Source organism: Rhodococcus oxybenzonivorans (assembly GCF_003130705.1).
In the GTDB taxonomy this organism is placed as follows: Bacteria; Actinomycetota; Actinomycetes; order Mycobacteriales; family Mycobacteriaceae; genus Rhodococcus_F; species Rhodococcus_F oxybenzonivorans.
In genome coordinates this window covers 17,459-41,651 of sequence record NZ_CP021355.1, presented here as the reverse complement: position 1 = coordinate 41,651, position 24,193 = coordinate 17,459, and the positions used below count along the sequence as shown (strand labels likewise).

The 24,193-nt window shown below is 65.5% G+C and carries 25 protein-coding genes and 2 pseudogenes; 16 read left to right on the top strand and 11 right to left on the bottom strand.

Annotated elements, in window-relative coordinates; translation table 11 throughout:
* Window positions 1–46: 46 nt before the first annotated feature.
* The 7 genes from CBI38_RS30940 (at window position 47) to CBI38_RS30910 (ending at window position 5,755) form a co-directional block, all read left to right on the top strand.
* Window positions 47–1,039 carry an AMP-binding protein gene (locus CBI38_RS30940; protein WP_230990372.1) on the top strand — a complete coding sequence of 331 codons (993 nt, stop codon included), beginning with the start codon at window positions 47–49 and terminating at the stop codon, window positions 1,037–1,039.
* Between the two features lie 84 nt (window positions 1,040–1,123).
* Entirely contained in the window at window positions 1,124–1,576 is a 453-nt protein-coding gene (locus CBI38_RS30935) for a hypothetical protein (protein WP_162603326.1), read from the top strand.
* Between the two features lie 26 nt (window positions 1,577–1,602).
* A complete protein-coding gene (locus CBI38_RS30930; RefSeq protein ID WP_162603325.1) occupies window positions 1,603–1,935 on the top strand; it encodes a hypothetical protein in 333 nt (110 codons plus the stop codon).
* Window positions 1,917–1,991 carry a sigma 54-interacting transcriptional regulator gene (locus CBI38_RS40685; RefSeq protein ID WP_237737289.1) on the top strand — a complete coding sequence of 25 codons (75 nt, stop codon included), beginning with the start codon at window positions 1,917–1,919 and terminating at the stop codon, window positions 1,989–1,991. The genes CBI38_RS30930 and CBI38_RS40685 overlap by 19 nt, the downstream gene beginning before the upstream one ends.
* 21 nt (window positions 1,992–2,012) lie before the next feature.
* On the top strand, window positions 2,013–2,663 hold the full coding sequence (locus CBI38_RS30920; protein ID WP_039952089.1) for an AAA-type ATPase lid domain-containing protein: 651 nt from the start codon (window positions 2,013–2,015) through the stop codon (window positions 2,661–2,663).
* 148 nt (window positions 2,664–2,811) lie between these two features.
* The gene (locus tag CBI38_RS30915) at window positions 2,812–3,957 is read left to right on the top strand and encodes an acyl-CoA dehydrogenase family protein (RefSeq protein WP_007298975.1); all 1,146 of its coding nucleotides are present in this window, start codon (window positions 2,812–2,814) and stop codon (window positions 3,955–3,957) included.
* 151 nt (window positions 3,958–4,108) lie between these two features.
* Window positions 4,109–5,755: a flavin-containing monooxygenase gene (locus CBI38_RS30910; RefSeq protein ID WP_109335497.1), complete on the top strand. Its 1,647-nt coding sequence runs from the start codon at window positions 4,109–4,111 to the stop codon at window positions 5,753–5,755.
* A gap of 40 nt (window positions 5,756–5,795) precedes the next feature.
* On the opposite strand, the gene CBI38_RS38030 is transcribed toward CBI38_RS30910, so the two are convergent.
* Complete coding sequence (locus CBI38_RS38030) at window positions 5,796–6,023, bottom strand: hypothetical protein (protein ID WP_204165032.1); 228 nt, start codon at window positions 6,021–6,023, stop codon at window positions 5,796–5,798.
* Window positions 6,024–6,395: 372 nt separating this feature from the next.
* A complete protein-coding gene (locus CBI38_RS30905; protein WP_007298977.1) occupies window positions 6,396–7,043 on the bottom strand; it encodes a ScbR family autoregulator-binding transcription factor in 648 nt (215 codons plus the stop codon).
* A 294-nt stretch (window positions 7,044–7,337) separates the two neighbouring features.
* On the opposite strand from CBI38_RS30905, the gene CBI38_RS30900 reads away from it, so the two are divergent.
* Window positions 7,338–8,420, top strand: a complete 1,083-nt coding sequence (locus tag CBI38_RS30900) for an IS630 family transposase (RefSeq protein WP_109335496.1) — start codon at window positions 7,338–7,340, stop codon at window positions 8,418–8,420.
* Window positions 8,421–8,705: 285 nt separating this feature from the next.
* Here CBI38_RS30900 and CBI38_RS30890 read toward each other — a convergent pair whose 3' ends face one another.
* Complete coding sequence (locus CBI38_RS30890) at window positions 8,706–8,927, bottom strand: hypothetical protein (protein ID WP_007298152.1); 222 nt, start codon at window positions 8,925–8,927, stop codon at window positions 8,706–8,708.
* A 637-nt stretch (window positions 8,928–9,564) separates the two neighbouring features.
* On the opposite strand from CBI38_RS30890, the gene CBI38_RS30880 reads away from it, so the two are divergent.
* A complete protein-coding gene (locus CBI38_RS30880; protein ID WP_007298151.1) occupies window positions 9,565–9,795 on the top strand; it encodes a hypothetical protein in 231 nt (76 codons plus the stop codon).
* Window positions 9,796–10,241: 446 nt separating this feature from the next.
* Here CBI38_RS30880 and CBI38_RS30870 read toward each other — a convergent pair whose 3' ends face one another.
* Window positions 10,242–11,009 carry an IclR family transcriptional regulator gene (locus CBI38_RS30870; protein WP_007298150.1) on the bottom strand — a complete coding sequence of 256 codons (768 nt, stop codon included), beginning with the start codon at window positions 11,007–11,009 and terminating at the stop codon, window positions 10,242–10,244.
* A 148-nt stretch (window positions 11,010–11,157) separates the two neighbouring features.
* Between CBI38_RS30870 and CBI38_RS30865 the strand changes: the two genes are divergently transcribed.
* The 3 genes from CBI38_RS30865 to dmpG (CBI38_RS30855) are packed head-to-tail and all read left to right on the top strand — an operon-like array spanning window position 11,158 to window position 13,993.
* Entirely contained in the window at window positions 11,158–11,979 is an 822-nt protein-coding gene (locus tag CBI38_RS30865) for a 2-keto-4-pentenoate hydratase (RefSeq protein WP_039951648.1), read from the top strand.
* A 5-nt stretch (window positions 11,980–11,984) separates the two neighbouring features.
* Window positions 11,985–12,968 carry an acetaldehyde dehydrogenase (acetylating) gene (locus tag CBI38_RS30860; RefSeq protein WP_007298148.1) on the top strand — a complete coding sequence of 328 codons (984 nt, stop codon included), beginning with the start codon at window positions 11,985–11,987 and terminating at the stop codon, window positions 12,966–12,968.
* Window positions 12,965–13,993, top strand: coding sequence for a 4-hydroxy-2-oxovalerate aldolase (gene dmpG / locus CBI38_RS30855; protein ID WP_109335495.1), 1,029 nt, complete (start codon window positions 12,965–12,967; stop codon window positions 13,991–13,993). Before CBI38_RS30860 ends, dmpG (CBI38_RS30855) begins: the two co-directional genes overlap by 4 nt.
* Before the next feature lie 291 nt (window positions 13,994–14,284).
* On the opposite strand, the pseudogene CBI38_RS30845 reads toward dmpG (CBI38_RS30855), so the two are convergent.
* The 7 genes and pseudogenes from CBI38_RS30845 to CBI38_RS30815 all read right to left on the bottom strand — a co-directional run.
* Window positions 14,285–14,527: pseudogene (locus CBI38_RS30845) on the bottom strand (phosphoadenosine phosphosulfate reductase domain-containing protein); the annotation flags it as partial.
* A 508-nt stretch (window positions 14,528–15,035) separates the two neighbouring features.
* The gene (locus CBI38_RS30840) at window positions 15,036–15,884 is read right to left on the bottom strand and encodes a VOC family protein (RefSeq protein ID WP_230990371.1); all 849 of its coding nucleotides are present in this window, start codon (window positions 15,882–15,884) and stop codon (window positions 15,036–15,038) included.
* Window positions 15,885–15,891: 7 nt separating this feature from the next.
* On the bottom strand, window positions 15,892–16,371 hold the full coding sequence (locus CBI38_RS30835; RefSeq protein ID WP_007298144.1) for a cupin domain-containing protein: 480 nt from the start codon (window positions 16,369–16,371) through the stop codon (window positions 15,892–15,894).
* Between the two features lie 10 nt (window positions 16,372–16,381).
* The gene (locus CBI38_RS30830) at window positions 16,382–17,146 is read right to left on the bottom strand and encodes an SDR family oxidoreductase (protein ID WP_007298143.1); all 765 of its coding nucleotides are present in this window, start codon (window positions 17,144–17,146) and stop codon (window positions 16,382–16,384) included.
* The gene (locus tag CBI38_RS30825; protein WP_007298142.1) at window positions 17,143–18,639 is read right to left on the bottom strand and encodes a 4-hydroxyphenylacetate 3-hydroxylase family protein; all 1,497 of its coding nucleotides are present in this window, start codon (window positions 18,637–18,639) and stop codon (window positions 17,143–17,145) included. The genes CBI38_RS30830 and CBI38_RS30825 overlap by 4 nt, the downstream gene beginning before the upstream one ends.
* Window positions 18,636–19,496 carry an alpha/beta fold hydrolase gene (locus CBI38_RS30820; protein WP_007298141.1) on the bottom strand — a complete coding sequence of 287 codons (861 nt, stop codon included), beginning with the start codon at window positions 19,494–19,496 and terminating at the stop codon, window positions 18,636–18,638. Before CBI38_RS30820 ends, CBI38_RS30825 begins: the two co-directional genes overlap by 4 nt.
* A 572-nt stretch (window positions 19,497–20,068) precedes the next feature.
* The gene (locus tag CBI38_RS30815) at window positions 20,069–20,704 is read right to left on the bottom strand and encodes a GntR family transcriptional regulator (RefSeq protein WP_007298140.1); all 636 of its coding nucleotides are present in this window, start codon (window positions 20,702–20,704) and stop codon (window positions 20,069–20,071) included.
* A 438-nt stretch (window positions 20,705–21,142) separates the two neighbouring features.
* Between CBI38_RS30815 and CBI38_RS30810 the strand changes: the two genes are divergently transcribed.
* The 4 genes and pseudogenes from CBI38_RS30810 to dmpG (CBI38_RS30790) all read left to right on the top strand — a co-directional run.
* The gene (locus CBI38_RS30810) at window positions 21,143–21,655 is read left to right on the top strand and encodes a flavin reductase family protein (protein WP_007298139.1); all 513 of its coding nucleotides are present in this window, start codon (window positions 21,143–21,145) and stop codon (window positions 21,653–21,655) included.
* 54 nt (window positions 21,656–21,709) lie between these two features.
* Complete coding sequence (locus CBI38_RS30805; RefSeq protein WP_007298138.1) at window positions 21,710–22,672, top strand: 3-carboxyethylcatechol 2,3-dioxygenase; 963 nt, start codon at window positions 21,710–21,712, stop codon at window positions 22,670–22,672.
* Window positions 22,673–23,120: 448 nt separating this feature from the next.
* The gene (locus CBI38_RS39470) at window positions 23,121–23,333 is read left to right on the top strand and encodes a hypothetical protein (RefSeq protein WP_007298137.1); all 213 of its coding nucleotides are present in this window, start codon (window positions 23,121–23,123) and stop codon (window positions 23,331–23,333) included.
* Window positions 23,315–24,100, top strand: a pseudogene (dmpG, locus tag CBI38_RS30790) (4-hydroxy-2-oxovalerate aldolase); the annotation flags it as partial. The gene CBI38_RS39470 and the pseudogene dmpG (CBI38_RS30790), both read left to right, overlap by 19 nt.
* Between the last annotated feature and the right edge of the window lie 93 nt (window positions 24,101–24,193).

The window sequence follows — 24,193 nt, the reverse complement described above, 5'->3', positions numbered from 1 at the left end:
CCAACTGCCCCACGCCACGGCAGAGGTTAAACGACAAGCTAAGGGAGTGGTGTACAGCCACCGCAGCACCGTGCTGCATGCCCTGGCGATCAGTGCGTCCGGTGGTGTCGCGATCGAGGGGTCACGCTCGTATCTGCTGGCCACGCAGATGTCCCACGTCCACAGCTGGGGTGTTCCACACGCGGGGGTGCTGCAGGGCGCCCGTCTCGTCCTTCCCGGGCCGCACCCCTCGCCGGCCGAGCTGCTGCGGATCACGACGGAGCAGACCCCGGATGTGGTCGTCGGTGCACCGGCCGTTGCCGCGCTCATGCGCGAGCGGTTCGACGCCGATCCCGGCCGCTACGACCTTGGGAGCGTGCGCACTCTGTGGCTGGGCGGTCAGGTACCGCCGTCGGGGCTGGTGAACTGGTGGGCCGGGCACGGAGTCTCGACCGTCAACGGGTGGGGTATGACCGAGACCTCGCCGATGGGGACCTTCGGTCACGTCCCGGCGAGCCAGGGGCGGCCCCTGCCGCTGTTCCAGGTGCGCATCGTCGACGAGGAGGGTCGAAGTCTGCCGTGGAACGGATTCACCACCGGTGAGCTCGAATCTCGCTCACCCTGGGTAACCGGCACGTACCTCGACGACGACCATGCCGGCGACGCGTTCGACGACGGTTGGTTGCGGACCGGCGACGTCGCTGTGATCCACCCCGACGGTCAGGTCGAGATCCGCGATCGAGTCAAGGACCTCATCAAGAGCGGCGGGGAGTGGATCTCCTCCGTCGAGCTGGAGAACAAGCTGCTGCTGCACCCGGCCGTGCTCGAGGCCGCGGTCATCGCGGTGCCGCACGAGACGTGGCAGGAACGTCCCGTCGCGTGGGTCCGGCTGACCGACGACGTTTCCGACGACGGACTGCGGGCACATCTGGCGGCGACCCTGCCGAAATTCTGGCTTCCGGACATGTTCGTACGGGTGGACGAGGTCCCCAAGACGTCGGTGGGCAAGCTCAACAAGACGCGGATGCGGCAAATGTGGTGCGCGGACGTCGACGTGTAGCGGTCTGGGACACTCACAACTGATGTGACCTCGGTTACATGATGGGTCTACTGGCTGTGATGTGTTCCGAGATGGTGATGTGTGGTGACCGACTGGATCCGCGCGCTGGTGGATGATCGTGACATCGACGCGCACGAGGGTGCTCCATTGGGGTTGCGGCCGGAGATCGAGCAGTCGTGGCGCCGGTGCCGTGCGATCGGGGCGGCGGCGGACGGCTCTCGGTTGCGGTTCGTCGACGACACGCGCACCGACTCGAAGCTCGTCCGTGCTGCACGCCCCGTGGTGGATCGGTTGGCCGAGCAGCTCGCGGATGTGCCGGTGACGATTCTGTTGGCCGATCAGGACGCCACCATCGTCGACCGGCGCACGGGGGTGAGGTCCCTGCTCGGGCGTCTCGACCGCGCCCAGGTCGCGCCGGGTTTCATGTTCTCCGAACAGTACGCGGGTACCAACGGCATCGGCACCGCGCTCGAGGAACGCAAAGCCTTCCGGGTGCGCGGCAACGCCGCGGTGGTGGCGATGGCCGCGACACCGTGATCGCGACTCCGACGGCGTCGCGGCTGATGGACTCGACCGACCAGATGATGATCTGGGACTGGATCAGCAGCCACCTGGGCACCAGGCAGGAATGGGAGGGCCCACTGCGCTTCGCTGAGGGCATCGACGTGCGGGTTCATGCCCGTCGGGTAGGCGAATCGGGAGATTCGCTCAGTGCGATTCTCGAACTGCGTCCGATGGCTTCCTCCGCGCACTTCCGCCCTCGGACGGCCGTAGCTCCCGCGTCGCATCGGGGTCCTTCCGTCGAGCCCGTGGGGCGGATCGTCGGCCGTAGTCTGGCCACCGGCTGCAAAGCCGCATCGGCGAGATCGCGGGCACGGTGGGTCCGGTCCTGGTGACCGGCGAGTCCGGGGTCGGCAAGTCGCATGTCGCCCGGCACATCCAGCAGCGGTAGGGGCGCGGTGGCGATGTCTTCGTGATCGACGGTTCCACGTTGACTCCGACCGCTGTCGCGGACCTGCGCGCACGCCTGTCAAACAATGCCCCGTGGATCGTCGAGCACGTGGACGAGGTATCGGGCGACGCGGTCGCTCCCACGCGCCGGCTGCTGGACGCCGCCGCCGAGATGGCCGCGCCGCCGGTCGCGACTGCGACCGCGACCGCACCGGGCGGTGGCCACCAGCTCCACACCCACGTGCGCCGGAGCGTGTCCGTGCTGCCATTGCGGCAGCGGATCGAGGACCTCGACGACCTCGCGCGGGAGCTCCTCACCGCCCAGCTCCCAGAGCGTCCCACGCCGCAACTGCAGCCGGCCGCGCATCGAGCGCTGATCGCCCACCACTGGCCGGGCAACGTCCGCGAGCTCGATGCCGTGCTGTCGACGGCTGTCTCGAGGTCGATGGGGTTCGACATCAGACTCGAGCACCTCCCTGACGACTATCGCGCACTCGGGTCGGGTCGACAGCTCACCTCCCTCGAACGCAGCGAGCGGGAAACGATCGTGCGTGCCCTCGACGAAGCCGACGGCAACAAGTCCCTCGCCGCAGATCGGCTCGGGGTCGCGCGGTCGACGCTGTACCGCGAGATTCGCGCGCTCGGTCTGGAGAACGAACGCTTCGGATCCTGACCTCGGGAGCCCCTGTCGCATATCGGGACATCCCAGTCCGGCTCGGAGCGGACACGATGGGCGCAGGACGGGCGACCCTCGGTTACCCGGCTCCTCGCGCCACCTCATCAGGCGGTGACGTCGGACCGACCCGAAGGGATGATCAACGATGAAACGCACAGTCTACGGCGACGACCACGAGGCCTACCGGGACTCCGTCCGTCAGTTCCTGGTGCGGTATTTCGAACCGCGCGCCGAGGACATCCGGGCCGATAAAGCGCTGCCCCGGGACTTCTGGCTCGAAGCCGGCAAACACGATCTGCTCGGTCTCGAAGTCCCGGCCGAGTACACAGGTGGCGACGCGGGCGACTACCGCTTCAACGCGGTGCTCATCGAGGAGTTGGCCAAGGTCAACGCAGCTCTGGCGTCGAGTGTCAGTATCCACTGTGACGTCGTGGCGCCATATCTGGTGCAGCTGACCACCGACGAGCAGAAGGTTCGGTGGCTGCCGGGAGTGTGCTCGGGTGAGGTGCTCACTGCAATCGGCATGACCGAGCCCGCCGGAGGTTCGGACCTGGCTGCGCTCAAGACCACTGCAGTTCGCGACGGCGACGGCTGGTTGCTGTCGGGTGCGAAGACGTTCATCACCAATGGGTATTCGGCGGATCTGGTGGTGATCGCGGCGCGGACCTCGCCGGAGAAGAAGGCCAAGGGCATCACTCTCTTCGGCGTTGAGACGTCCCTGCCCGGATTCGAGCGTGGCCGTAAACTCGACAAGGTCGGCCAGGACGAAGCGGACACCGCAGAATTGTTCCTCGACAACGTGCGGGTCACCGACGCCCACGTGATCGGTGAGCTCGATCGCGGGTTCATTCACATGATGTCGTTCCTACCCCAGGAACGATTGGGATGTGCCGTCTCCAACCTCGCGCATGCTGCGCAGATCCTCGTCGAGACCGTCGACTACTGCCGGGAGAGAACGGCGTTCGGCCAATCGATTGGAACCTTCCAGCACAACAAGTTCCTGATCGCCGACCTGGTGACGCAGATCGAGGTCACGCAGGCGTATGTCGATCAGTGCGTCGCGGCGCACGCGGCCGGTGAGCTCACCTCCGTCGATGCGGCGAAGGCGAAGTGGTGGACCGCCGACGTGCAGAACCGGGTGATTGACCACTGCGTGCAGCTGCACGGTGGCTATGGCTACATGAATGAGTATCGGGTGGCGCGGGCGTGGCGGGATGCGCGCGTCTCGAGGATCTGGGCGGGTTCGAACGAGATCATGAAGGAACTGATCGGCCGCGATCTCGGATTCTGAACCCGGATAACGTTCTGGCACTGAATATGTGGATGCAACCTGGCGTGTGTCCGTGATTCGATTTCGGACACTTCACATCACACGATCGCTTCTAACGTCTTAAGTGTCCGGGCGGGAATACACGTCCCGGGAAATCTCGAGGAGGAACGACATGACGGCATCCCAGGCCGACACGGCCACCCGCACCGGCAAACACTCGAACAACGACGTGCTCGACGTCCTGATCATCGGTGGAGGCTTCTCCGGCCTGTATGCGCTGGACCGGATTCGTGACCTCGGCTTCACCGCCAAGGTCTGGGACGCCGCTGGCGGACTCGGCGGAATCTGGTGGTGGAACTGCTATCCCGGCGCGCGCACCGACAGCACCGGGCAGATCTACCAGTTCTCGCACAAAGACCTGTGGAAGAAGTACGACTTCGCTGAACTGTATCCAGGGCACGACGGAGTCCGAAATTACTTCGAATATGTCGATTCACAACTGGATCTCACCCGCGACGTCGTGTTCGACACCTTCGCCGAGTCCTGCACATGGGACGAGGAGACCCGGCAGTGGACCGCGCGGTCCGCGGACGGCAAGGTGCAGAATGCGCGTCAGGTGATCGTCGCGACCGGATTCGGTGCCAAGCCGCTGTATCCGAACCTCGAGGGGCTCGACTCGTTCGCCGGCGACTGCTACCACACCGCTCGCTGGCCGCAGGAGGGCGTCGACATGACGGGCCGCAAGGTCGTCGTCATGGGCACCGGGTCCAGCGGCGTGCAGGTCGTCCAGGAAGCCGGTCACGTCGCCGAACACGTCACGGTGTTCCAACGCACCCCGAACCTGGCGATTCCTATGCAACAACGTGCACTCACGCACGACGACAACGAACAGTTCCGGAAGGGACTGCCCGAGCGGTTCGAGGCACGTTACAAGGCCTTTGCTGGATTCGACTTCGACTTTCTGCCGCAGAACGCCGCCGACCTGAGCATGGAGGAACGCGACGCGATCTACGAGAAGATGTGGGCGGAGGGTGGTTTCGAGATGTGGCTCGGAAACTTCCAGGACATCCTCGTCGACGAGGACGCCAACCGCACGTTCTACGACTTCTGGCGCAATAAGGTCCTCGAGCGGGTCACCGATCCGAAGAAGGCCGCGATCGTGGCGCCCGAGACACCGCCGCACCCCTACGGCGTCAAGCGCCCCTCCCTCGAGCAGGACTACTTCGACGTCATCAACCAGAGCAACGTCGAGGTAATCGACTCCAACCTGACCCCGATCCGCCGGGTGCTGCCCCACGGGATCGAGACCGACGACGGCGTCATCGAATGCGACCTGCTCGTACTGGCCACGGGCTTCGACAACAACAGCGGCGGCATCATGGCCATCGACATCACCGGCGTCGACGGATTGAGTATCCAGGACAAGTGGAAGTCCGGCGTCGACACCTGCATGGGCCTGTCCACCCGCGGGTTCCCGAACATGATGTTCCTCTACGGCCCCCAGAGTCCATCCGGCTTCTGCAACGGCCCGACCTCCGCCGAGTACCAAGGTGAGATCGTCGTCGAGTTCCTCCAGCACCTGCGCGACAACGGCATTACACGATTCGAGAACACCGAAGAATCGGAGAAGCAGTGGCGTGCACACGTCGACGAACTGTTCGTCAACTCGATGTTCACGAAAGCCCGCTCGTGGTACTGGGGCGCGAATGTGCCCGGTAAGCCTGCGCAGATGCTCAACTACTCGGGCGGTGTTCCCCAGTACTTCGCGCGGTGGGACAAGATCAAGGCCAACGGCTACGCCGCCTTCGAGACGAACTGACCGAAGTGTGGGCGCGTGGGTCACGGTGCATCTCCGTGGCTCACGCGGCGTCGTCCCGACCGTGCGTTGGGAGCGGCGGGTCGACGAGGATCGCCGCGGCCTCTGCCGGGTGTCGGACCGATGCCGAACCGGTCCGCTCCGGAAGATTCTGGGGATTGTCCCCGAAGGCGACCACACGATAGTCGAGCTGCCGGCCGTCGCGGACGGACGTGACCACGAGTCGACGATGGAGGACCGCCCTTGTCCACGGCGAGTAGGTAGTGCGCATCGGAAGCGAGGGAGGTTGTCCAGGGCTCGGAAATCCAGGCCTGTTCTTCACCTTCGACGATGTCGAAGAACAGTTCGGCGATGTCGTGGAAGCGATCCAATTCCACTAGTTTGCCGGCAGGCCGGTTCGGGATGTAGCCGACCACATGCGGGACCCGGCGTGCCTTCCCAGTAGGACTTTGTTAGACGGTGGTGTGCCACAGGAATATCCGAGTGATCGCGGTGGGGAGAAAATCGGATCAATGCGAACGCGGCCACTGACCCCGCGTCGGGTGGCGCGGACCAGTGCGCGAGGTCCGGTCTGCGGTTGCCGTGGCTGCGTTCGGTGGCGGTCAGGCCGCATTTCAGACGAAGCTTCCTGCCGCAGCACCCTTCATGGCAGGCCTACCGTGGGCAGCCTCCGGGTGAGGAATTGTCGGAAGTAGTCGACTTTCGGGGTGGTCACCAGCACCGGGAGCAGCAGATCCCACGCCATCGCCGTCCGCGTCGGCAGGGCGGCGGGGTTGTCGGTGGCCGTCGCCAGGAGGCGTGCCCCGGCGAAGAGTTCCACCAGGAGCTGACCGACAGCGTCCGGATCAGTGTCCTCGCGCAGGTCACCCTCGTCGATTGCTCGGCGGGCCAGGAGTTGGTAGGTGGATATCCAGGTCGCGAAGGTGTCCGTCTCGGAACTGCGGTAGTCGCCCATTTCGGTGATGAGGCGGAAGGTTGCCCCCATCACCGCGTCGTTGAGGGCGGCGTCGACCGTGACGAAGGAGATCCCGAGCATGGCCTCGAATGCCGGCGTGGCGGAGTCGAGATACGGGGTGCACACGGCAGTGAACCGCCTCGTGCCTTCCTCGATGACGGCGCGGACGAGTTCTTCCTTGGAGGCGTAGTGAAAGTACAGCGCCCCCTTGGTGGCCACGGCCTGGGTGAGGATCTCGCTCAGCTTCGTGTCTGCGTAGCCGTGGCGGGTGAACACCTCGGCCGCGGCGTACAGCAATGCGCGACGAGTGACTTCCGCCCGCTTCTGGGTGGCCATTCGCCTGCCCTTCGAGTACCGAGATCATCGACGGGACGGCTGTCGTGAACCGTCCTGAATGGGATTGAACGACGCCCTGCATATGCATACCCGATGTGGAGGTTCGTCGCATGATGTTCGGCGTGGCCCCCTCTGAGGCCGACTGGCCCCAGGACGTCGTCCCCAGCGCACCCCAGGAACGGGGGATTCAGGCGCAAGGTGTCGGCGCCCCGACATCGGAGGGCTCACCGATGACCCGCCCCGCTAGTGGTGTGTCTCGCAAATAATTCTTGATCGATTCGATAGAATCCGTACATGAGGAACCCGGTACCAGCTTTGGAGATTTCCGATGGGCAGCGCGTTGTACTCGAGTCGTTGGCGCGCTCGCAGTCGGGTGCACATCGGGAGGTGGTGCGGGCCAAGGCGTTGTTGATGGCGGCCGAGGGCATGGCTAACACTGCTATCGCGCAGGCGTTGTCGGTATCGCCGGGATCGGTGGCGAACTGGCGGGTGCGGTTCGCCGAGGACGGCATGGCGCGGTTGGGTGAGGTGCGCAAGGGTCGTGGTCGCAAGCCCTCGATCCCGCAGGAGAAGATCGAGGAGATCGTGGACCTGACGCAGAACTACCGCCCGAAAGGCGAGACTCATTGGAGTTGCCGGACGATGGCAGAGTATGTCGGGGTCTCCAAGGACACCGTCCAGCGCGTGTGGTCTGCTCGCGGACTCAAGCCGCACCGGGTCGAGACGTTCAAACTGTCGAATGATCCGCGATTCGAGGACAAGCTCGTCGACGTCGTCGGTCTGTATCTGAACCCGCCCGAGCGGGCGATCGTGTTGTGCGCGGACGAGAAGTCGTCGGTGCAAGCCCTCGACCGGACCCAGGCCTCGCTCCCGATGATCAAGGGCCGCGGCGAGACGATGACCCACGACTACAAGCGTCACGGCACCACCACCTTGTTTGCCGCGCTCGACGTCCTTACCGGCAAGGTGATCGGCCAGTGCCTGCCGCGCCACCGTCACCAGGAGTTCTTGAGATTTCTGCGCACCATCGACCGTGAGGTGCCCAAGGACTTGGAGATCCATCTGATCCTGGACAACTACGCCACCCACAAGCACGAGAAGGTCCGGGCTTGGCTCGATAAGCATCCACGGTTCCACCTGCACTTCACTCCCACCTCCTCCTCGTGGCTTAATCTCGTCGAACGTTGGTTCCGAGAGCTGACTGATAAAGCTCTGCGGCGCGGGGTCTTTCACTCCGTACCGCACCTCATCGTCTCCATTGAGGAATACCTCGATGCCCACAATGAAAGCCCCCGACCGTACGAATGGACCGCGACCGCCGAATCCATCCTCGCCAAGGTTGCGCGCGGCCGCGTCGCACTGGAAAAGATCAGCTAAATCAGAGACACACCACTAGTTCCGGGAGACGCGAGGGCCGGGAGTGGGACTTCATCACACTGCTCGCCGACTACGACGAACACGACACCCTCGCCTTGACAGAGTTTGAGCAGTGGTCGCCCGACTCCCGATGGATTGATGAACGGGACTTCAGGTCTCGGCCGTTGCTGAGGGGTGGTTGTCAGTCGGCCCAACTGAAAACCGTTGTGTGCTCGGCGGGCGTGACAGTTCGACAGACCGCGCGCGTGTCCCGTACCCGTTCGAGCGCACAGGCCTGGTCGGCGTTCATCGACGGCGCGGCAACTGCTCCTGCGCGTTTCCGACGGCCGACATGAGGTCGCGACCCAGGCGCTGATAGGTGCGCAGCCACGCTGCGTCGACCGGCTCGTGTTGGAGGTGCGCCATCAGCGTTTCGCTGTTGTTGTCGGTGTCCAACCATCGGCGCATCTCGGTGGTGCGGTCCTGTACGGCGTGCAGCAACTGGTCTGGAACGGTCGAGTTCGTCATCGGGTGTCGTCCTCCCATGCTGCTCTCTTCCGCTTTGTTGCTCATTGCGGGCGGGTGCGTTGACTGTCAGGCGTTGCACCGTCGGTGGCCACCGCCAGGCGTATTCGCGTGAGTCTGCCTCGTCGAGCGAGTCCCAGACGTTCTCGTAGCGCCTGCGGGTCAGGTCGTCGGCGTCGGCGAGGAGCGCCTCGAACAGTGACCGGGGGTTGGCGTGCCATGACCTGGCCAGCGCGTCGATCTCACGCGGAGCAAAAAGGCCGGACCGGGTGGCGGCGAGAACCCAATCGTCGAAGTCGCCCGCTCGGATCCGCTCGACCGCGTCGAGGTCGACGTTCCCGTCGTCGAGGCCGAACGAGAACAGCGCCCCGACAATGTCTCGGGGCGACTGGCTGGCGATATCGGCAGCGACCTGGCCCGCGATGATGGTGTTGCGGACCAGCTGTTCTGTGGTCATGGCGACCGCACCTCCTCGAGTGGGCGCGGGTTCCGACTCACTCTGTGTGTCGATTCGTGGGGGCAACCTGTGGGGGCGTGTTTCTCAGCAGGGTAAGGCATCTCCGCAACCCTAGCTGTGGCGTGTGTCACATTACCGGGCGGTAGTGATCGAACCTGCAGGACGAGCTCCTCGGATGCGGCCATGGCCGCACTGTTCGAGTGGTGGCCGGATGGCATGCGAAGCGACCGCACCCCACACTGCCGAGACACGGGCACGGGCCGCGGACCCGTCGATCGTGGTGTGCGGGTCTTGATGGCGGCGGTGCTCGGTGTCCTCGTCCTCGCAATGGCGGTTCCGGTGCCGGCGAACGCGGAACCGCTCTACCCGTGGCAATCACCTATTGCCCGTGCAGATCGATTCTCGACGATCTGATTTCCCACTAATCGTCCCGAGGTGCTCCTACGCCAGGATGGACCTTGAGATCCCAACATTCGCCGGGAACATGTGGAGCGGGAGGCCCCGCCCATGCATGCATCAGGGTGTGCAAAGAGGCAGCATCGACCGTGACGGCGAACTCGGCAGCCGCGGGAAACCACTCCTCGACCGCAACGTCGAACGGTGCGACGGACGTGTGATTCCGCAGCTCGATGTCCGTTCCGGTGCGCGCCGCAGCTGTGATGATGTGCGGATCCGTCGAGACGCCAGGTGGCCAAGTTTGGCAGCGTTTGGTCGTGGTTGGCGCTGAGGAGTTCGGGGCGTACGTGCATTTCGCGTACGTCACAGTATTACCCGACATCGCGATGGCCCGACCTCGACTCCCTACTGACCGACATCGTCGGTGTGTGGCGAACGAAGGGGCTTGGTGGTGGGCTCGTCATTCATTTGACTAGGAGGCGATTTCGTCGAGCGAGGGTGACCCCTATCCCCTCTGCCGCTGCGCGAACGGATGCGGCGTGGGTGTCGGGCCGGAAGCGGTGCGAGGGGCCGGTGACGCTGATCGCGGCGACAACGTCGTCGCCTTCGCGGACTGGTGCGGCCACGCACACGATACCGGCGGCCGATTCCTCGTACTCGTAACCGACGCCTTCGGTGGCGATCCGGTCGAGCTGAGTGCGCAACGGGCCGGGTAGGACGACGGTGCGCGGGGTGTGGCGGGGGAGTGAACCGGACAGCACTTTCTCCCGCAATGTGTTGTCGCCGTGAGCCAACAGCACTTTTCCTATGGCGGTGCAGTGCACCGGCATACGGCCGCCGATTCTTGACGGTGCGGTCGCTTGCCGGTGCCCCCCGATTTTCGACAGGTACACCACCTCGGTACCGTCGAGGACCCCCAGGTGCACCGTCTCGTGAGTGCGCACATAGAGGTCCTCCATGAACGGGATCGCCACCTCGAGCAGGCTCCGCTCGACCGATGCCCGCATGCCCAGTTCGAAGAGGTCGCCGCCGAGCCGGTAGTTGGTGCCACTCCGGTCCAACAGCCGCACAGCCGCCATGTCGGAAAGGATTCGGTGCAGGGTTCCTTTGGGAATAGACGTGCGTCGCGCCAACTCGGCCAGAGGAAGAGTGGCGTCGTCGATGGTGAAGGCGTGTAGCACCGCCATCACCTTGCCCAGGACTGTTGTTTGGTCGAACTCTCGATCTGACACTGCAGATGCCTCCTCCGCTCTCTTCTAGCGGCAGGATCCACGATACTGCGTCGCGTTCGGCTCAGTGGAACGCTGTGCTTGGTGATGGATCGACCCGCGGACGACAGTGGATCTCATTCGTTTCCTCTCCAACCAGTCGGGAAGTCAGATGAGTCCATCGAATAGCACTAGCGCGCCGCCCGTCACCGCGGCTAATCGTGTGGCCGCCGCTGAGCGGTTGAGCACCGCCGCGTACACCCGGACGCCCTGCGCTCCGGTTCGAGACCTGATTGGCTCCGATGACGTAGAGGCTGCATATGCTGTGCAGGAGCGGATCGTGGCAGACCGGGTCGCCGGCGGAGCGACGGTGGTGGGACGCAAAATTGGGCTGACCTCGCCGGCGGTCCAGAAGCAGCTCGGCGTCGACCAACCGGACTTCGGGGTGCTGTTCGACGACATGCGCTGCCAGGAGGTCGGCCCGATTCCGCTGTCTCGGCTGCTGCAGCCGAAGGTGGAGGCGGAGATCGCGTTCGTCCTCGGCCGCGATCTGGTGGACGGGCCGCTCGACGACGCCCAGATTCGCGCCGCTGTGGACTACGCGGTGGCCGCCCTCGAGATCGTCGACAGCCGAATCGCCGGGTGGGACATCACCTTCGGAGACACGGTCGCCGACAACGGGTCGAGTGGGCTGTTCGTCCTCGGCGCCGATCGTCGCACCCTCGACTCCTTCGACCCGGTCGCCGCGCAGATGCAGATGTTCATCGACGATACCGAGGTGTCGACCGGAACCGGCACCGCCTGCCTCGGTGACCCGTTGCGAGCACTGGCCTGGCTCGCGCGCACGGCACGCGAGTTCGGCCAACCACTGCTGGCCGGACAGGTGATCCTGTCCGGGGCCCTCGGGCCGATGGCCGTCATCGGCACCACCGGCACCGTCCGCGCCGACATCACCGGTCTCGGATCGGTCACCGCAACCTTCACCCAGGAGTGAGCACCATGAGCGAGAACACCCGTAAGGTCACCGTCGCGGTGATCGGATCCGGCAACATCGGCACCGACCTGATGATCAAGGTGATCCGCCACTCCGACGTCCTGCAGATGGGCGCGATGGTCGGCATCGACCCCGACTCCGACGGGCTCGCCCGCGCCCGCCGCCTCGGCGTCCCCACTACCTCGGACGGCGTCCAGGGCCTGCTTCAGCTGCCGAACTTCGACGACATCGACGTGATCTTCGACGCCACCTCCGCCAAGGCACACGCCGCCAACGCCGCCCTGCTCGAACCGCTCGGCAAACGGCTGATCGATCTCACCCCGGCCGCCCTCGGGCCGTTCGTGGTGCCGGCGGTCAACCTCGACGAACACCGGGACGCCACCAACGTCAACATGGTCACCTGCGGCGGTCAGGCCACCATCCCGATCGTCGCCGCCGTCTCCCGCGTGACACCGGTCGCCTACGCCGAAATCGTCGCCTCCATCGCCTCGAAGTCCGCGGGCCCGGGCACCCGCGCGAACATCGACGAGTTCACCGAAACCACCTCCCACGCCATCGAAACCGTCGGCGGCGCCCGCCGCGGCAAGGCCATCATCATCCTCAACCCGGCCGACCCGCCGCTGATCATGCGCGATACCGTCCTGTGCCTGATCTCGGCCCCCGACCCGGCCACCCACGACAAGGTGCGCGACTCGATCCAGACCATGGTCGACCATGTCGCAACCTACGTGCCCGGCTACCGACTCAAGCAACACGTCCAGATCACCCCCGTCCCGGACGGCCAACCCGTCCACACCCTGCTCGCCTCCGGGGACACGGCGGCCCCCACCCACCAGGTGACGGTGTTCCTCGAAGTCGAAGGCGCCGCCCACTACCTTCCGGCCTACGCCGGAAACCTCGACATCATGACCTCGGCCGCAGTGCGCTACGCCGAGTCTGTCGCCGACACGATCGCCGCGCCGACGGCAACCCAGGGAGCCACCCGATGACCACCAGGCTGTTCATCCAAGACGTCACCCTCCGCGACGGCATGCACGCCGTCCGCCACCGCATCACCCCCGACGACGTCGGCCGCATCGTGGCCGCGCTCGACGCCGCCGGTGTCGACGGCATCGAGGTCGCTCACGGCGACGGACTCGCCGGCGGATCGCTGAACTACGGTCCCGGCTCCAACACCGACTGGGAATGGATCGAAGCCGCCGCCGCCAACCTCACCCACGCCCGGCTGACCACCCTGCTGCTGCCCGGCATCGGCACCATCGCCGAACTCGAACACGCCTACCAACTGGGCGTGCGGTCCGTGCGGGTGGCCACCCACTGCACCGAAGCCGACGTCGCCGCCCAGCACATCGGCAAAGCCCGGGAACTCGGCATGGACGTCTCCGGCTTCCTCATGATGAGCCACATGACCACCGCACCCGAGCTCGCCGCCCAGGCCAAGCTCATGGAGTCCTACGGCGCGCACTGCGTCTACGTCACCGACTCCGGTGGCCGGTTGACCATGGACGGCGTCCGCGACCGGGTCCGCGCCTACCGGGACGTGCTCGACGAGGCCACCGAGATCGGCATCCACGCCCACGAGAACCTGTCGCTGTCGGTCGCCAATTCCGTTGTTGCCGTGGAGGAGGGCGTCACCCGGGTCGACGCCTCGCTGGCCGGGCACGGCGCCGGCGCCGGCAACTGCCCGATCGAACCGTTCATCGCGGTCGCGGACCTGCAGGGCTGGAAGCACAACAGCGACCTGTTCGCCCTCCAGGATGCCGCCGACGACCTCGTCCGGCCGCTCCAGGACCGGCCCGTGCGCGTCGACCGGGAAACCCTCACCCTCGGCTACGCCGGCGTGTACTCGTCCTTCCTCCGGCACGCCGAAGCCGCATCCCAGCGGTACGGCATCGGCGTGCGCACCATCCTCCTCGAGGTCGGCCGCCGCGGCCTCGTCGGCGGACAGGAGGACCTCATCGTCGACATCACACTCGACCTCCTCGCCACGAACTCGGATAGTGCGGCGAGCTGAGTGATCCCCGGGCCGACCGCGTCCGCTGTGTTCGGTGCACTTGGCACCCATACCTCGGCCGGGCGGCACCGTGGCATAGCGAGGTCGCATGGCGGTCACCCACATGATCGGCGTGGACCCCATCATTTCCTCGCGGCCGGACTCTTCACTCCTTTCCGCCGAGGATTGGAATGCCCAGTTCAGCCGTTGGGAAGGCGGATCGGTCAACCGCCGTGAGCTGCGCGGCCGCGGCGTTGAGACTGGTCTGCAGTCCCTCGACCTCACCGAACCAACTATTCAGACGCGCTTCCTGGTGCGGGCGAGTTCGGTGAGGTAGTCGTAGGTTTCGGGGTAGTCGAGGTCGGAGTCGAAGAACACCACCGGCACATCCGGTTCGACGCGGCGGGCGAGGGCGAGGACGATCAGGGAGTCCTTGCCACCGGAGAACGCGACGTAGCCGTCGTGCCGTGCGAGGTGCGCCTCGATCCGGGTCAGGATGTCTGCGACGGCGCCCGGGCCGGCCTTCGCCGACGGTGCCCGCAGGCCGCGGAGCATCGCCAGGTCCAGGCCGGGGTCAGGTGCGTTCACTGTTGAGAGGTGGACCGTACTTCGTTCGAGATCGCAGAACTGATTCGCTCCGTGGTCGGTGACCTACAGGCGGCAGCGCTTTGTGCGCTGGCACCACCACATGAGCGAGTAGGGAAATCTATTGCAGCCTGACGGTGGCATCGTCGCCCCGATCAGTGGGCCCAGATGGTCGACCGGCTGGAGATTTACGGGCCATCATGGCCGGACGCGTGCACCGTGAATAGTTGTTTGACGCGATCCAGCACGTCGGTCGGATATCGTTAGTAGTGGTTTACCGCGGTAAATAATCCTTGGATCGAGAAGTCCGCCAGCTCGCAGGTCTCCTCACCGTGGAATGGGCGGATCGGGATCCGCCCATTGATGTATTGATTGACCTGTATAAGGCATTGGTGCCGGTGCCGCCGCTGACAGGGAAGGTCAACGGCGGCACCGGTTCCCTGGGCCTAGGAGGCGTGTCCGAACGATTCGGGTGGGGTCAGGCCCAGGGGCTGAACGCCTTCGGGAAGTTGTCCCACATTCCGGGTGCACCGGGGCGCACCCGGGGCATTTCGGCGGACAGTTCGTAACGGTTTCCCGCGACCCAGAAATATGTGTAGAGGTTGGCGCCCACACCGTGACGGCCGGGTCCGGTCTCGATCGGCACACCGTGTCGTGCGAGTTCGTCAGCGGCAACCTTGAGGTGGTCGAAGGACTCCATTCCCAGGGCGTAGTGGTGCAGCGACTTTCCGGGCTCGGGTGTGGAGATGATTGCCACGTCGTGGTGCAGGTCGCTGGCACGGAGCCAGGCAGCACCCATCACGCCGGGTGCGGGAGCGAAGATGTCGGAGATCTGGAAGTCCAGGATGTCGACCATGAACTCGACCAACGGTTTCGGGTCCTGCGCCTGGAGCGTGATGTGGTCGAAGTCCAGTGCCCGGATCCCGCCGCGATGGGCGGCTCGCGCCGGATGAATGTACTGCGGCCCCTCAGCGTCGGTGAGCAGTGACAGCTCCATCACGTGGCCGGTCGGCGTCCGGAACTGCAAGGACTGGCTCACGCCGGGATCCTCGTCGCTGCGGGTGCTGTGTTCGACGCCGGCGTTGGCGAGGCGTTTGCCGTAGTACTCGAGATCGTCGCGCGAGTCCACCCTCAGCGCGAACCGGCGAACGCCGGTGCCACCCGAGGTCAGTACCAGGTCGCACCTTTCGTCGACGCCCGCGGTGAGGCGGACGGAACCGTCGGACCGGCCGAGTTCCTTCATACCGAGCACGTCGACGTGAAGGCCGACAGCTACTTCGAGGTCGCCTACGGCGAGTTCGGCGTGGGACACCTGTGAGATTCCCATGATTGGATCAACTCCTGTCGATGTTGTCGTGGTAGGGGATGTTTCCGGCGCTCTCCCGCCGGTTGATGCCGAGGCTGTCGAGCATCCGCGAGTTCTCTACGAGGATCATTCGGACGTTCGTCGTGCCGTCGTTGTAGTGCCGGTGCCAGACCCAGGGCGGGGTGTAGACGAAGTCCCCTGCCGTCCAGCGCAGGGTCTTCCCGCCGATCTCGGAGTAGCCGCTGCCGTCAACGACGCAGTGCACGGATTCGTGCAAGTGCCGCTGAAGGTCGGTCGCGGTTCCGGCCGGAATCTCCTGGAGGTAGAACTCCATGGACTTCGCCGGCACGTCCGCGAGTACCCCGACCCGGCAGGGGTTGCCGGTGATCTCCTCCTCGAGCCAGCGCGCGCTGTCCGGGCCGGTGACCAGGCCGTCCGGCAGCGAACGCTCCGGGTCGAAATCCTTCATGTCGTGCAGCTTTTCCATCCACACGTCGAAATTCGTCATTCTTTCCGCCTTAGATCGAGGTCATTCCGCCATCGACGACGTGCGTCGACCCGGTCTGGAAGCTGGCGCGCTCCGAGCAGAGATAGGCCACGAGCTCACCGACCTCCTCCGGACGCCCCCAGCGGCCGACGGGGAGCTCGGCGGCGAGCTGCCGCCGCTCCGTTTCCTCCACTGAGGTACCCGCCGACGTGGCGGCCGCCGCCACCAACGCCCTCCGCCGCGCGGTATCGACGTGCGCCGGGGCGATGACGTGGGTAGTGATCCCGTTCGGCGCAACCTCACCCGCGAGGGACCGAGCCAGCGCCGCCACGCCGGCACGCATCACGTTGGACGTGTGCAGGCGGGGCAGTGGCCGCACCACACCAACCGAGGTGAGGTAGATCAGCCGACCCCACTCCGAGGCCAACATGCCCGGCAGGACCGCGTTGGTCAGCGAGATGGCACTGTCGAGGATCAACCGGTAGGCCGACTCCCAGTCCGCTTGTGCGAGTTCGGTGGCCGGAGCGGCCCGCGAGCCGCCGGTGTTGGAGACGAGGATGTCCACACCGCCGAGAGTGTCGAGGGCAGACCGGACCGCGCCGGTGGCGGCGCCGGGCATGGTGAAGTCCGCGATCGCCCAGCCCGCCGCCCCGAGGTCCCGGGCGACGTCGGCCGTGTGCGGTCGGGTTCCGGTGATGAAGACTTCCGCGCCGCCCGCCCGCAGCGATGCCGCGACGGCGGCACCGATCCCGCTCGACCCGGCGGTCACCAGCGCCCGCTTGCCCGTGACGGTCATGCCGCGGCGCCCCCATCGGTGCGGTCCGGCTCTGCGGAGCCGGCGGTCCGTGCGTGTTCGGCCGAGGTGGCCAGCAGGCCGTCGATCAGTCCCAGCGGTTCCGTCCAGTCGTACTGGTTGAACTGGGTGTTGATGCGCAGGAACATCGGATCGCCGGCGTAGAAGCGTTCATAGAGTTCATGGCGTCCGCCGAAGGCGGAGACCGCCAGATCCGCTGCCACCTTGAAGACGGAAATGCGTTCGACGCTGCTGTTGTCGGGGCCGCGGTAGAACTTGGCCAGGTCCGACGCGATGGGGGAGTCGAACGCACTGACGTCGGCTGGCTGATAGAGCAGTCCGCCGGCGAGGATCTGTTGGAGGATCTCGCGCACCCGTGGATACCAGCGGTTTCCGGAGTTGCGGATGGCGTACAGCGGCCGGAGGTCGGGGAAGAGGACACCGTCCTGGTTGGGCGTGGCGCCGGCCTCGGATGCGAGGATCGCGGCCCTTGTCAGTTCGATGTAGGTGCTGATCTCCCCGAGGGCGTCCCGGACCTGCGGGAACTGGTCCGTCTTGACGACCTCGGTGGCCCGCTTCGCCAGCCCGGCGACGAACTGCAGCTTCGCCATCAGGCGGACCGAGGTCTGGGCTCCGGTGAAAGCGTTGGAGTTGATCTCCCAGATCCGGTTGACCCGCTCGTAGTCCTGGTTGATGAAGACCCGGTCCCAGGGCACGAGCACGTCGTCGAAGACGACCACCGCGTCCATCTCGTCGAACCGGCTCGACAGCGGCTGGTCGAACGCGTTGCCGCCGCCGAACGGCTCCCGGCAGATCAGCCGCACGCCGGGTGCGTCGGTCGGGATGGCGAAGGCGATGGCGTAGGGCTTCTCCTCCGGGGCGAACTTGCGCAGCGAGAACGGCCAGACGAGGATCTCGTCGGAGTAGGGTGCGGCCGTCGCCAGCATCTTTGCGCCGCTGACGATCAGGCCCTCCGCGGTCTGCTCCTTGACCCCGAGATAGGTGTAGGGGTCGGGCTGCCGTGACGCCGGCTTGGACCGGTCCACAGGCGGGTCCGCGATCGCGTGGGACAGGAACAGGTCGTTGTCCCGCACGTGCCGGAAGTAGTCGCGTACCTTGTCGGCGTTGTCGCCGAAGAAGTCGGCATTGGCGTTCCAGGCCATCAGCATGGCGCTCACGAAATCCGTGGTGCGACCCATCATGCCCAGGGTGGAATCCGCCCACTTCTTGTGCATGGCGTGTCGTTGCTCCAGGTCCTCGCGGGAGCGCGGCTCGAGGAACTGCACTCCGACCGGGCCGTCGCCGTCGGCGGGTTCGAAGAGCATGTCCTCGTTGCCGTCCTCGAACTGGAGGTCGTACAGGCGGGCGATCTCGGCGGCGGCACCGGCCGTGGCCGGGTGCCCGACGACATCGACGATCTTCTCGGATCCCACCCACAACTCGGGACTGTGCGTGCGCAACCTCTCGAGGTACGCTCCGCCGTTTCGTGCGGTCATGACTTTCCTTTCAAGAATCGAATGTGTGCCTCGTTGAACTCGTCCGGTTTCTCCCACTGCGGCCAATGCCCGGCCCCCTCGATGACTTCCAGTCGACTTCCCGAGATGAGTGTTTCGAGCAGGGAGGCCTCTTCGACGGCGGCGGTCGGGTCGTGGTCGGTCCACAGCAGCAAGGTCGGGGCGAGGATGCGGTCACACCATGCCGGTGACCACACGAAGGGGCGCCGGTACTCCCAGTCCTGCACCGCAAGGATGTTGGCCATCGCCGTCTCGAAGCCGGACTGGGAATAGATCCGCAGCCGCAGGCCCACGAGTTCGTCGGTGACCAGGGACGTGTCGTGGAAGAGCCACTCGACCCTGGCTCGCACGGTCTGCGGGCTGGCCTCACGAACCGCCTTCATGCTCGATTCCTTCAGGCCGGCCATAACCTCGGGCTTGTTGGTGATGTTCCCGGGTGTGTTGAGGACCATCCCGCGGACGCGAGTGGGGTGGTGCGCGGCCGTCCAGGCCGCGACCCAGCCGCCAAGGGACTCGCCCGAGAGGTCGGCCCGGTCGATGGACAGCGCGTCCATCAACGCCACGAGATGATCGCTGAGATAGTCGATGGTGTACGGCCGGTCGGGCTTGTCCGAGTAACCGTGCCCGGGCATGTCGTACAGGACCAGATGGAAATCCTTGGCCAGATCCCGCACGTTGCGCGCGTACGCCTCCAGGTGCCCGCCCGTCCCGTGCACCAGGATCAGGCTCGGTCCGCTCCCGGCCTCCACGACCCGCGTGGCGACTCCGTCGACATCGACCGTTCGTTGAACCAGGTCGACACCCGCGAGGTCTCCCCAGATGCTCACATGCTCTTCCACGGCAATCCTTCCTGTTGCAGCCGGCTCGGCGGCAGTCATGCCGCCTCGATACATTTCGCCGGCCGGATGCCTATCCCCGGTACCTGACTGATATCCGACCAGTGACTGCGATCACACGTAACATGCTGGCATACTAAGATCTCAATGACAAGATGCTGTTTTTCCGCCGCAGTGTCGCGTGGAGCCGCCAGGCGGATGCGGTGACCGACATAGCGATGCCCCAAACATGCTGGTGCAGAGAGCGGAGCGGCTCCGTGCCCTGCCCCGGCTCGGTGTCCGCGGGCGGATGCGGCGCACGGGGCAGTGTGCGCGCTACTCGCGTCCTGCTCTCGAAACGATCTACGCGGTCGCCTCAGAGATCATCGCCGTCGATCTCCCCGTGTTCGCCCTGACGGGCACGCGCCATTGGGGCCGGATTCAACTCACGGGGCGGGGACGCCGCTCGGGTCGGTCTTTCTCGGGCACCCCGGAGCCTGATGGCGCTTCGCCGCCCGGCTACGGCTGGGCCGCGGGCTTACACCCTGTCGAGGGTGACCCGCTGCCTCGCCTGCCGGGACGTGACCGGCGAGTGGCTAGATGTGAACGCCCATCCAGAATCGCGAGAGATGCCCTTCCATGAGCTCTCGCGCAAGCCCTGGTTCCCGGCGCGAGATCGCCCCTGCAATGTCGGAGTGTTCACTCTGAGATCTGCGCAGGTCCGTGCTGACTCGGTTCTTCTGGATGTAAAAATCGCTCAGATCCCAGGCGTGTTTGGCGAGCTCGGTCAGTCGCTGGTTGCCGCTGGCTGCCAGCACGGCGGAGTGGAAGTCGCGGTTCGCGGCCGCGAAGGCCGCCGCATCGTCCGCCTCGGCTGGGCCGGCGCAGCGGCCAAGTGCAGCATCGATGTCGGCCAGTTGCACCTCGGTGGCGTTGAGGGCTGCCAGCTTGGCGCCCGCACCTTCGAGGATTCCGGCCAGGGCGAAATGCTCACGGACCCTGTCTTCGTCGGGGATGATCACCCGGCACCCCACCTGGGGGATGATGGAAATGAATCCCTCGGACGCCAGCCGCATCGCAGCGTCCATGACCGGCCGGCGGCTCACGCCGAACTCCTGAGCGAGTTCGTAGGTGCTCAGGACCTCCCCGAACTGATAATGCCCTTGCATCAGCCGGGTGCGGAGGGCGTCGTAGATCTGGTCCGTCTTGCTCCCCGACGCGGTCATGGTCATGGAACATCCAGCCTCTCGACGATCACTGCACGGGACCAAACCGATGAGGATTGACCCTGTTAGATTCTAGTATTTCAATACCATATCTCGCTCGAGAATACGGCTCAAACGATCTTACTCGAGGCGCTCGATGATGCGGTCCGACCGAGCGCGGCGACGGAACAGATGGCGCCCAGAGGGATCCATCAAAACGCCCTCTGGGCTATGTGAATGCGGCCGGCCGTGGGGCTGCCTTACCGGCGGTCGACGACGACGTAGATCGCCGGTGGACTGGAACAGCTATCCGGTCGCCTTTGACGGAGAGGCTTGTCAGGTCGATCACACACCCCTAAGCTGACATACTAAGATCTCAGTACGAGAGGCGGAGCAATGAGCACATCGACGACTACCGGCCCGGACGCGGCGCCCCCTGTGGAACCCCGGCGTTTCCGTAATGTCATGGGGCGCTTCACCACCGGAGTGACGATCATCGGTACCAAACACGCCGATGGCATCCACGCCATGACCGCCAACGGATTCATGTCGGTGTCTTTGGACCCCGCTCTGGCGATGGTGTCCATTGCTACCAAGGCGAAGATGCACGAGATGCTGCTCGCCAGTGGCCGCTACGGCGTGAGCTTTCTCGGTGCCGACCAGGAAACCGTTAGCCGGCACTTCAGCGGGCGCCCCGACCTCCTTCCAGATTTCAGCTTCGACGAGATCGCCGGTGCCCCCCTGGTACGGGGCGCCCTGGCTCGCATCAGTGTCGAGGTGGTCGACGCCCACCGCGCCGGGGACCACACCCTCTTCATCGGGAAGGTCCACCATTTGGACGACACCCCGGGCGACCCACTCGTTTTCTACTCCGGCGGCTACCGGCACCTACTGCGCGCAGCGCACGACACCGAATACTCCGACGCCTGGTCCGGCTTCTGCCTCGAACCGACCGGCCCGCTCACCCTCGCCAGCTGAGTGCTGGCCCGCCGCTGAGGCGAAGACCATATTGTTCACCGAAGGGAACCAATAATGACGCTCGCGCTAGTCTGCACGTCACACAGTCCGCTGCTGGAGTTCAACGACCCCCCGCCCGAGGTCCGCACAGAGGTGGACAGGGCCTTCGCGCAGGCCCGGAAGTTCATCGAAGACTACGACCCCGACCTCGTCGTTTCCTTCGCCCCCGATCACTACAACGGGTTCTTCTACAAGCTCATGCCGTCATTTTGCATCGGCTTCGAGGCTTCGGGCGTGGGTGACTTCGGCAGCTCCGCCGGCCGGCTCGACGTGCCCTCGGCGCTTGCCGAGCAGATGGCGCAGTCGGTGCTGGACCAGGGCGTGGACATTGCAGTCTCCCTGGCGATGGAAGTCGACCACGGTGCGGTCCAGCCCTTGGAAATCCTGCTCGGGGGCATCGCGACGAAGCCGGTGATCCCGATCTTTGTCAATTCCGTGGCGGAACCGTTCGCGCCCATGAAGCGAATCCGCCTGCTCGGCGAGGCCGTGGGCACATTCCTGAAGAATTTCGACGGGAACGTTCTGCTCCTCGGGTCCGGTGGTCTGTCCCACGACCCGCCGGTACCGCGGCTCGAGGCAGCGACCGGGGAACAAAGGAAGATGTTGCTGGGTGGCCGCCACCCCACCGCCGCGGCGCGAGCGGTCCGCCAGCAGCGGGTTATCGACACCGCCAAGGCCTTCACCAGGGGTGAGGCCGGCATCATGGACCTCGCCCCGGAGTGGGACCGGCAACTTCTTGACATCCTGGCCTCCGGGGAGCTGGAACGGCTCGATGCGTGGACCGCCAAGGAGATGGCCGCCACGGCAGGCAACTCCGCCCACGAAGTGCGCACCTGGGTCGCGGCCCACAATGCCCTGAAAGCGGCCGCCGGCCAGTACACGGTGACCTCCGAGTACTACCGGCCCATTCCCGAGTACATCGCCGGGTTCGCCGTGACCACGGCCGTACCCGTTCACACGACCGCCGGCCTCACGTAAACAGCGGTCACTGCCGGAACGGTGCGCGCTTGAATGACGCCGACACGCCGGAACACCATCGACCAGGCGCAGCCAGCCGACCTCGGCGCTCTCGCCGCGATCTCCTCGCTGCCGCAAGCAGGCGTATCCCGATCTCCCCGCTCTCCGAACGCTGTCCGGGCTGACCATCGACGGGGCCTACCTGGATCCAGACCAGCTTGCGCGCTCACCTGCTCGGCTCGGGCAGCGTGCTGCGCGGGCACAAAGTGGGGCTGACCTCGCAGGTGATGCAGCGTCAGCTCGGGGTCGACCAGCCGGACTTCGGATTCCTGCTCGACGAGATGATCGTCGAGTCCGATCGGTGCGTTCCTGCGGACCGATTCATCACCCCACGTGTGGAACCCGAGGAGGCATTCATCCTCCAGCATCCTCCAGGAGGATCGTGCGGGCCCGGGCCTCACCATCGAGGATGCTGCAGCCGCCGTGGGCCGGATCCGGCGGACTGGCCCGGGCTACCCGTCTCGGAGTGCCCGCTACCGCTGCCGGTGTCGACGGTCTCATCGGCATGCCCGGCTTCGAAGACATCGACATCGTCTTCGACGTCACCTCAGCTGTAGCGCACATCGCGAACGCAGAAAGACTCGCCGGGTACGGGAATAAGCTGTCACGACGGCGCGGCTGACCACACTGTTGCTGCCTGGTATCGGAACATCGACGATCTGAAGCTCGTGCATTCACTCGGCGTGAGATCGGTCCGCGTCGCCAGACACGCCACCGAGGCGGACGTCTCCGCGCAGCACATCAGCGCGGCACGAGAATTGGGCATGGTCGTTTCCGGGTTTCTGATGATGAGCCACAGGGCGTCACCGACGCACCTCGCCGAGCAAGCCAAGCTGATGGAAGCCTACGGCGTGCACTGCGTGTACATCACCGACTCGGGTGGCCGTCTGACCATGAACGACATACGAGCGCGGATGCGCGCCTACCGAGAGGTCCTCGATCCCGAGACGGAGATCGGAATCCACGCACACCAGAATCTGACACTGTCCGTGGCTAACTCCGTGGTTGCGGTCGAGGAAGGAGCTGCCAGGGTCGACGCATCCCTGGCCGGGCAAGGAGTTCGAAGCGGGCAACACCCCCATCGAAGCGTTCATCGCCGTCGCAGACCTGACCGGATGGAAGCACACCGGCGACCTGTTCAAGTTGCAGGACACGGCTGACGACATCGTCCGGCCGCTGCAGGACCGTCCGGTGCAAGTGGGCAGGGAGACACTCACTTTGGGCTACTCGGGCGTTTACTCCAGCTTCCTCCGGCACGCGGAGCGTGCGGCCACCACCTACGTACTCGACACCCGCGAAATCCTCGTCGAGGTCGGGCGGCGCGGACTCGTCGGCGGTGAAGAAGACATGATCGTCGACATCGCACTCGACCTCTCGGCCTGGACCTAACGGGGCTTCGCCCGCCCGACGAGTCGTGTGATGGCGGCTGCGCTCAGGGGCACCGGCGGGTCGGGGTGGTGACCCTGGTCGTAGTGGCGATCT

What these genes read in the sequence shown, in the direction of transcription:
- CBI38_RS30815 (WP_007298140.1), bottom strand. Translation starts at nt 20,704, where the DNA reads ATGACCATGACCGCGTCGGGGAGCAAGACGGACCAGATCTACGACGCC.
- CBI38_RS30880 (WP_007298151.1), top strand. Translation starts at nt 9,565, where the DNA reads ATGGCCGCACTGTTCGAGTGGTGGCCGGATGGCATGCGAAGCGACCGC.
- CBI38_RS30810 (WP_007298139.1), top strand. Translation starts at nt 21,143, where the DNA reads ATGGGGCGCTTCACCACCGGAGTGACGATCATCGGTACCAAACACGCC.
- CBI38_RS30890 (WP_007298152.1), bottom strand. Translation starts at nt 8,927, where the DNA reads ATGACGAACTCGACCGTTCCAGACCAGTTGCTGCACGCCGTACAGGAC.
- CBI38_RS30860 (WP_007298148.1), top strand. Translation starts at nt 11,985, where the DNA reads ATGAGCGAGAACACCCGTAAGGTCACCGTCGCGGTGATCGGATCCGGC.
- CBI38_RS30825 (WP_007298142.1), bottom strand. Translation starts at nt 18,639, where the DNA reads ATGACCGCACGAAACGGCGGAGCGTACCTCGAGAGGTTGCGCACGCAC.
- CBI38_RS30830 (WP_007298143.1), bottom strand. Translation starts at nt 17,146, where the DNA reads ATGACCGTCACGGGCAAGCGGGCGCTGGTGACCGCCGGGTCGAGCGGG.
- CBI38_RS30905 (WP_007298977.1), bottom strand. Translation starts at nt 7,043, where the DNA reads ATGGCCACCCAGAAGCGGGCGGAAGTCACTCGTCGCGCATTGCTGTAC.
- CBI38_RS30915 (WP_007298975.1), top strand. Translation starts at nt 2,812, where the DNA reads ATGAAACGCACAGTCTACGGCGACGACCACGAGGCCTACCGGGACTCC.
- CBI38_RS30910 (WP_109335497.1), top strand. Translation starts at nt 4,109, where the DNA reads ATGACGGCATCCCAGGCCGACACGGCCACCCGCACCGGCAAACACTCG.
- CBI38_RS30805 (WP_007298138.1), top strand. Translation starts at nt 21,710, where the DNA reads ATGACGCTCGCGCTAGTCTGCACGTCACACAGTCCGCTGCTGGAGTTC.
- CBI38_RS30900 (WP_109335496.1), top strand. Translation starts at nt 7,338, where the DNA reads ATGAGGAACCCGGTACCAGCTTTGGAGATTTCCGATGGGCAGCGCGTT.
- CBI38_RS30840 (WP_230990371.1), bottom strand. Translation starts at nt 15,884, where the DNA reads ATGGGAATCTCACAGGTGTCCCACGCCGAACTCGCCGTAGGCGACCTC.
- CBI38_RS39470 (WP_007298137.1), top strand. Translation starts at nt 23,121, where the DNA reads ATGCTGCAGCCGCCGTGGGCCGGATCCGGCGGACTGGCCCGGGCTACC.
- CBI38_RS30930 (WP_162603325.1), top strand. Translation starts at nt 1,603, where the DNA reads ATGGACTCGACCGACCAGATGATGATCTGGGACTGGATCAGCAGCCAC.
- CBI38_RS30865 (WP_039951648.1), top strand. Translation starts at nt 11,158, where the DNA reads ATGAGTCCATCGAATAGCACTAGCGCGCCGCCCGTCACCGCGGCTAAT.
- CBI38_RS30835 (WP_007298144.1), bottom strand. Translation starts at nt 16,371, where the DNA reads ATGACGAATTTCGACGTGTGGATGGAAAAGCTGCACGACATGAAGGAT.
- dmpG (WP_109335495.1), top strand. Translation starts at nt 12,965, where the DNA reads ATGACCACCAGGCTGTTCATCCAAGACGTCACCCTCCGCGACGGCATG.
- CBI38_RS38030 (WP_204165032.1), bottom strand. Translation starts at nt 6,023, where the DNA reads ATGCGCACTACCTACTCGCCGTGGACAAGGGCGGTCCTCCATCGTCGA.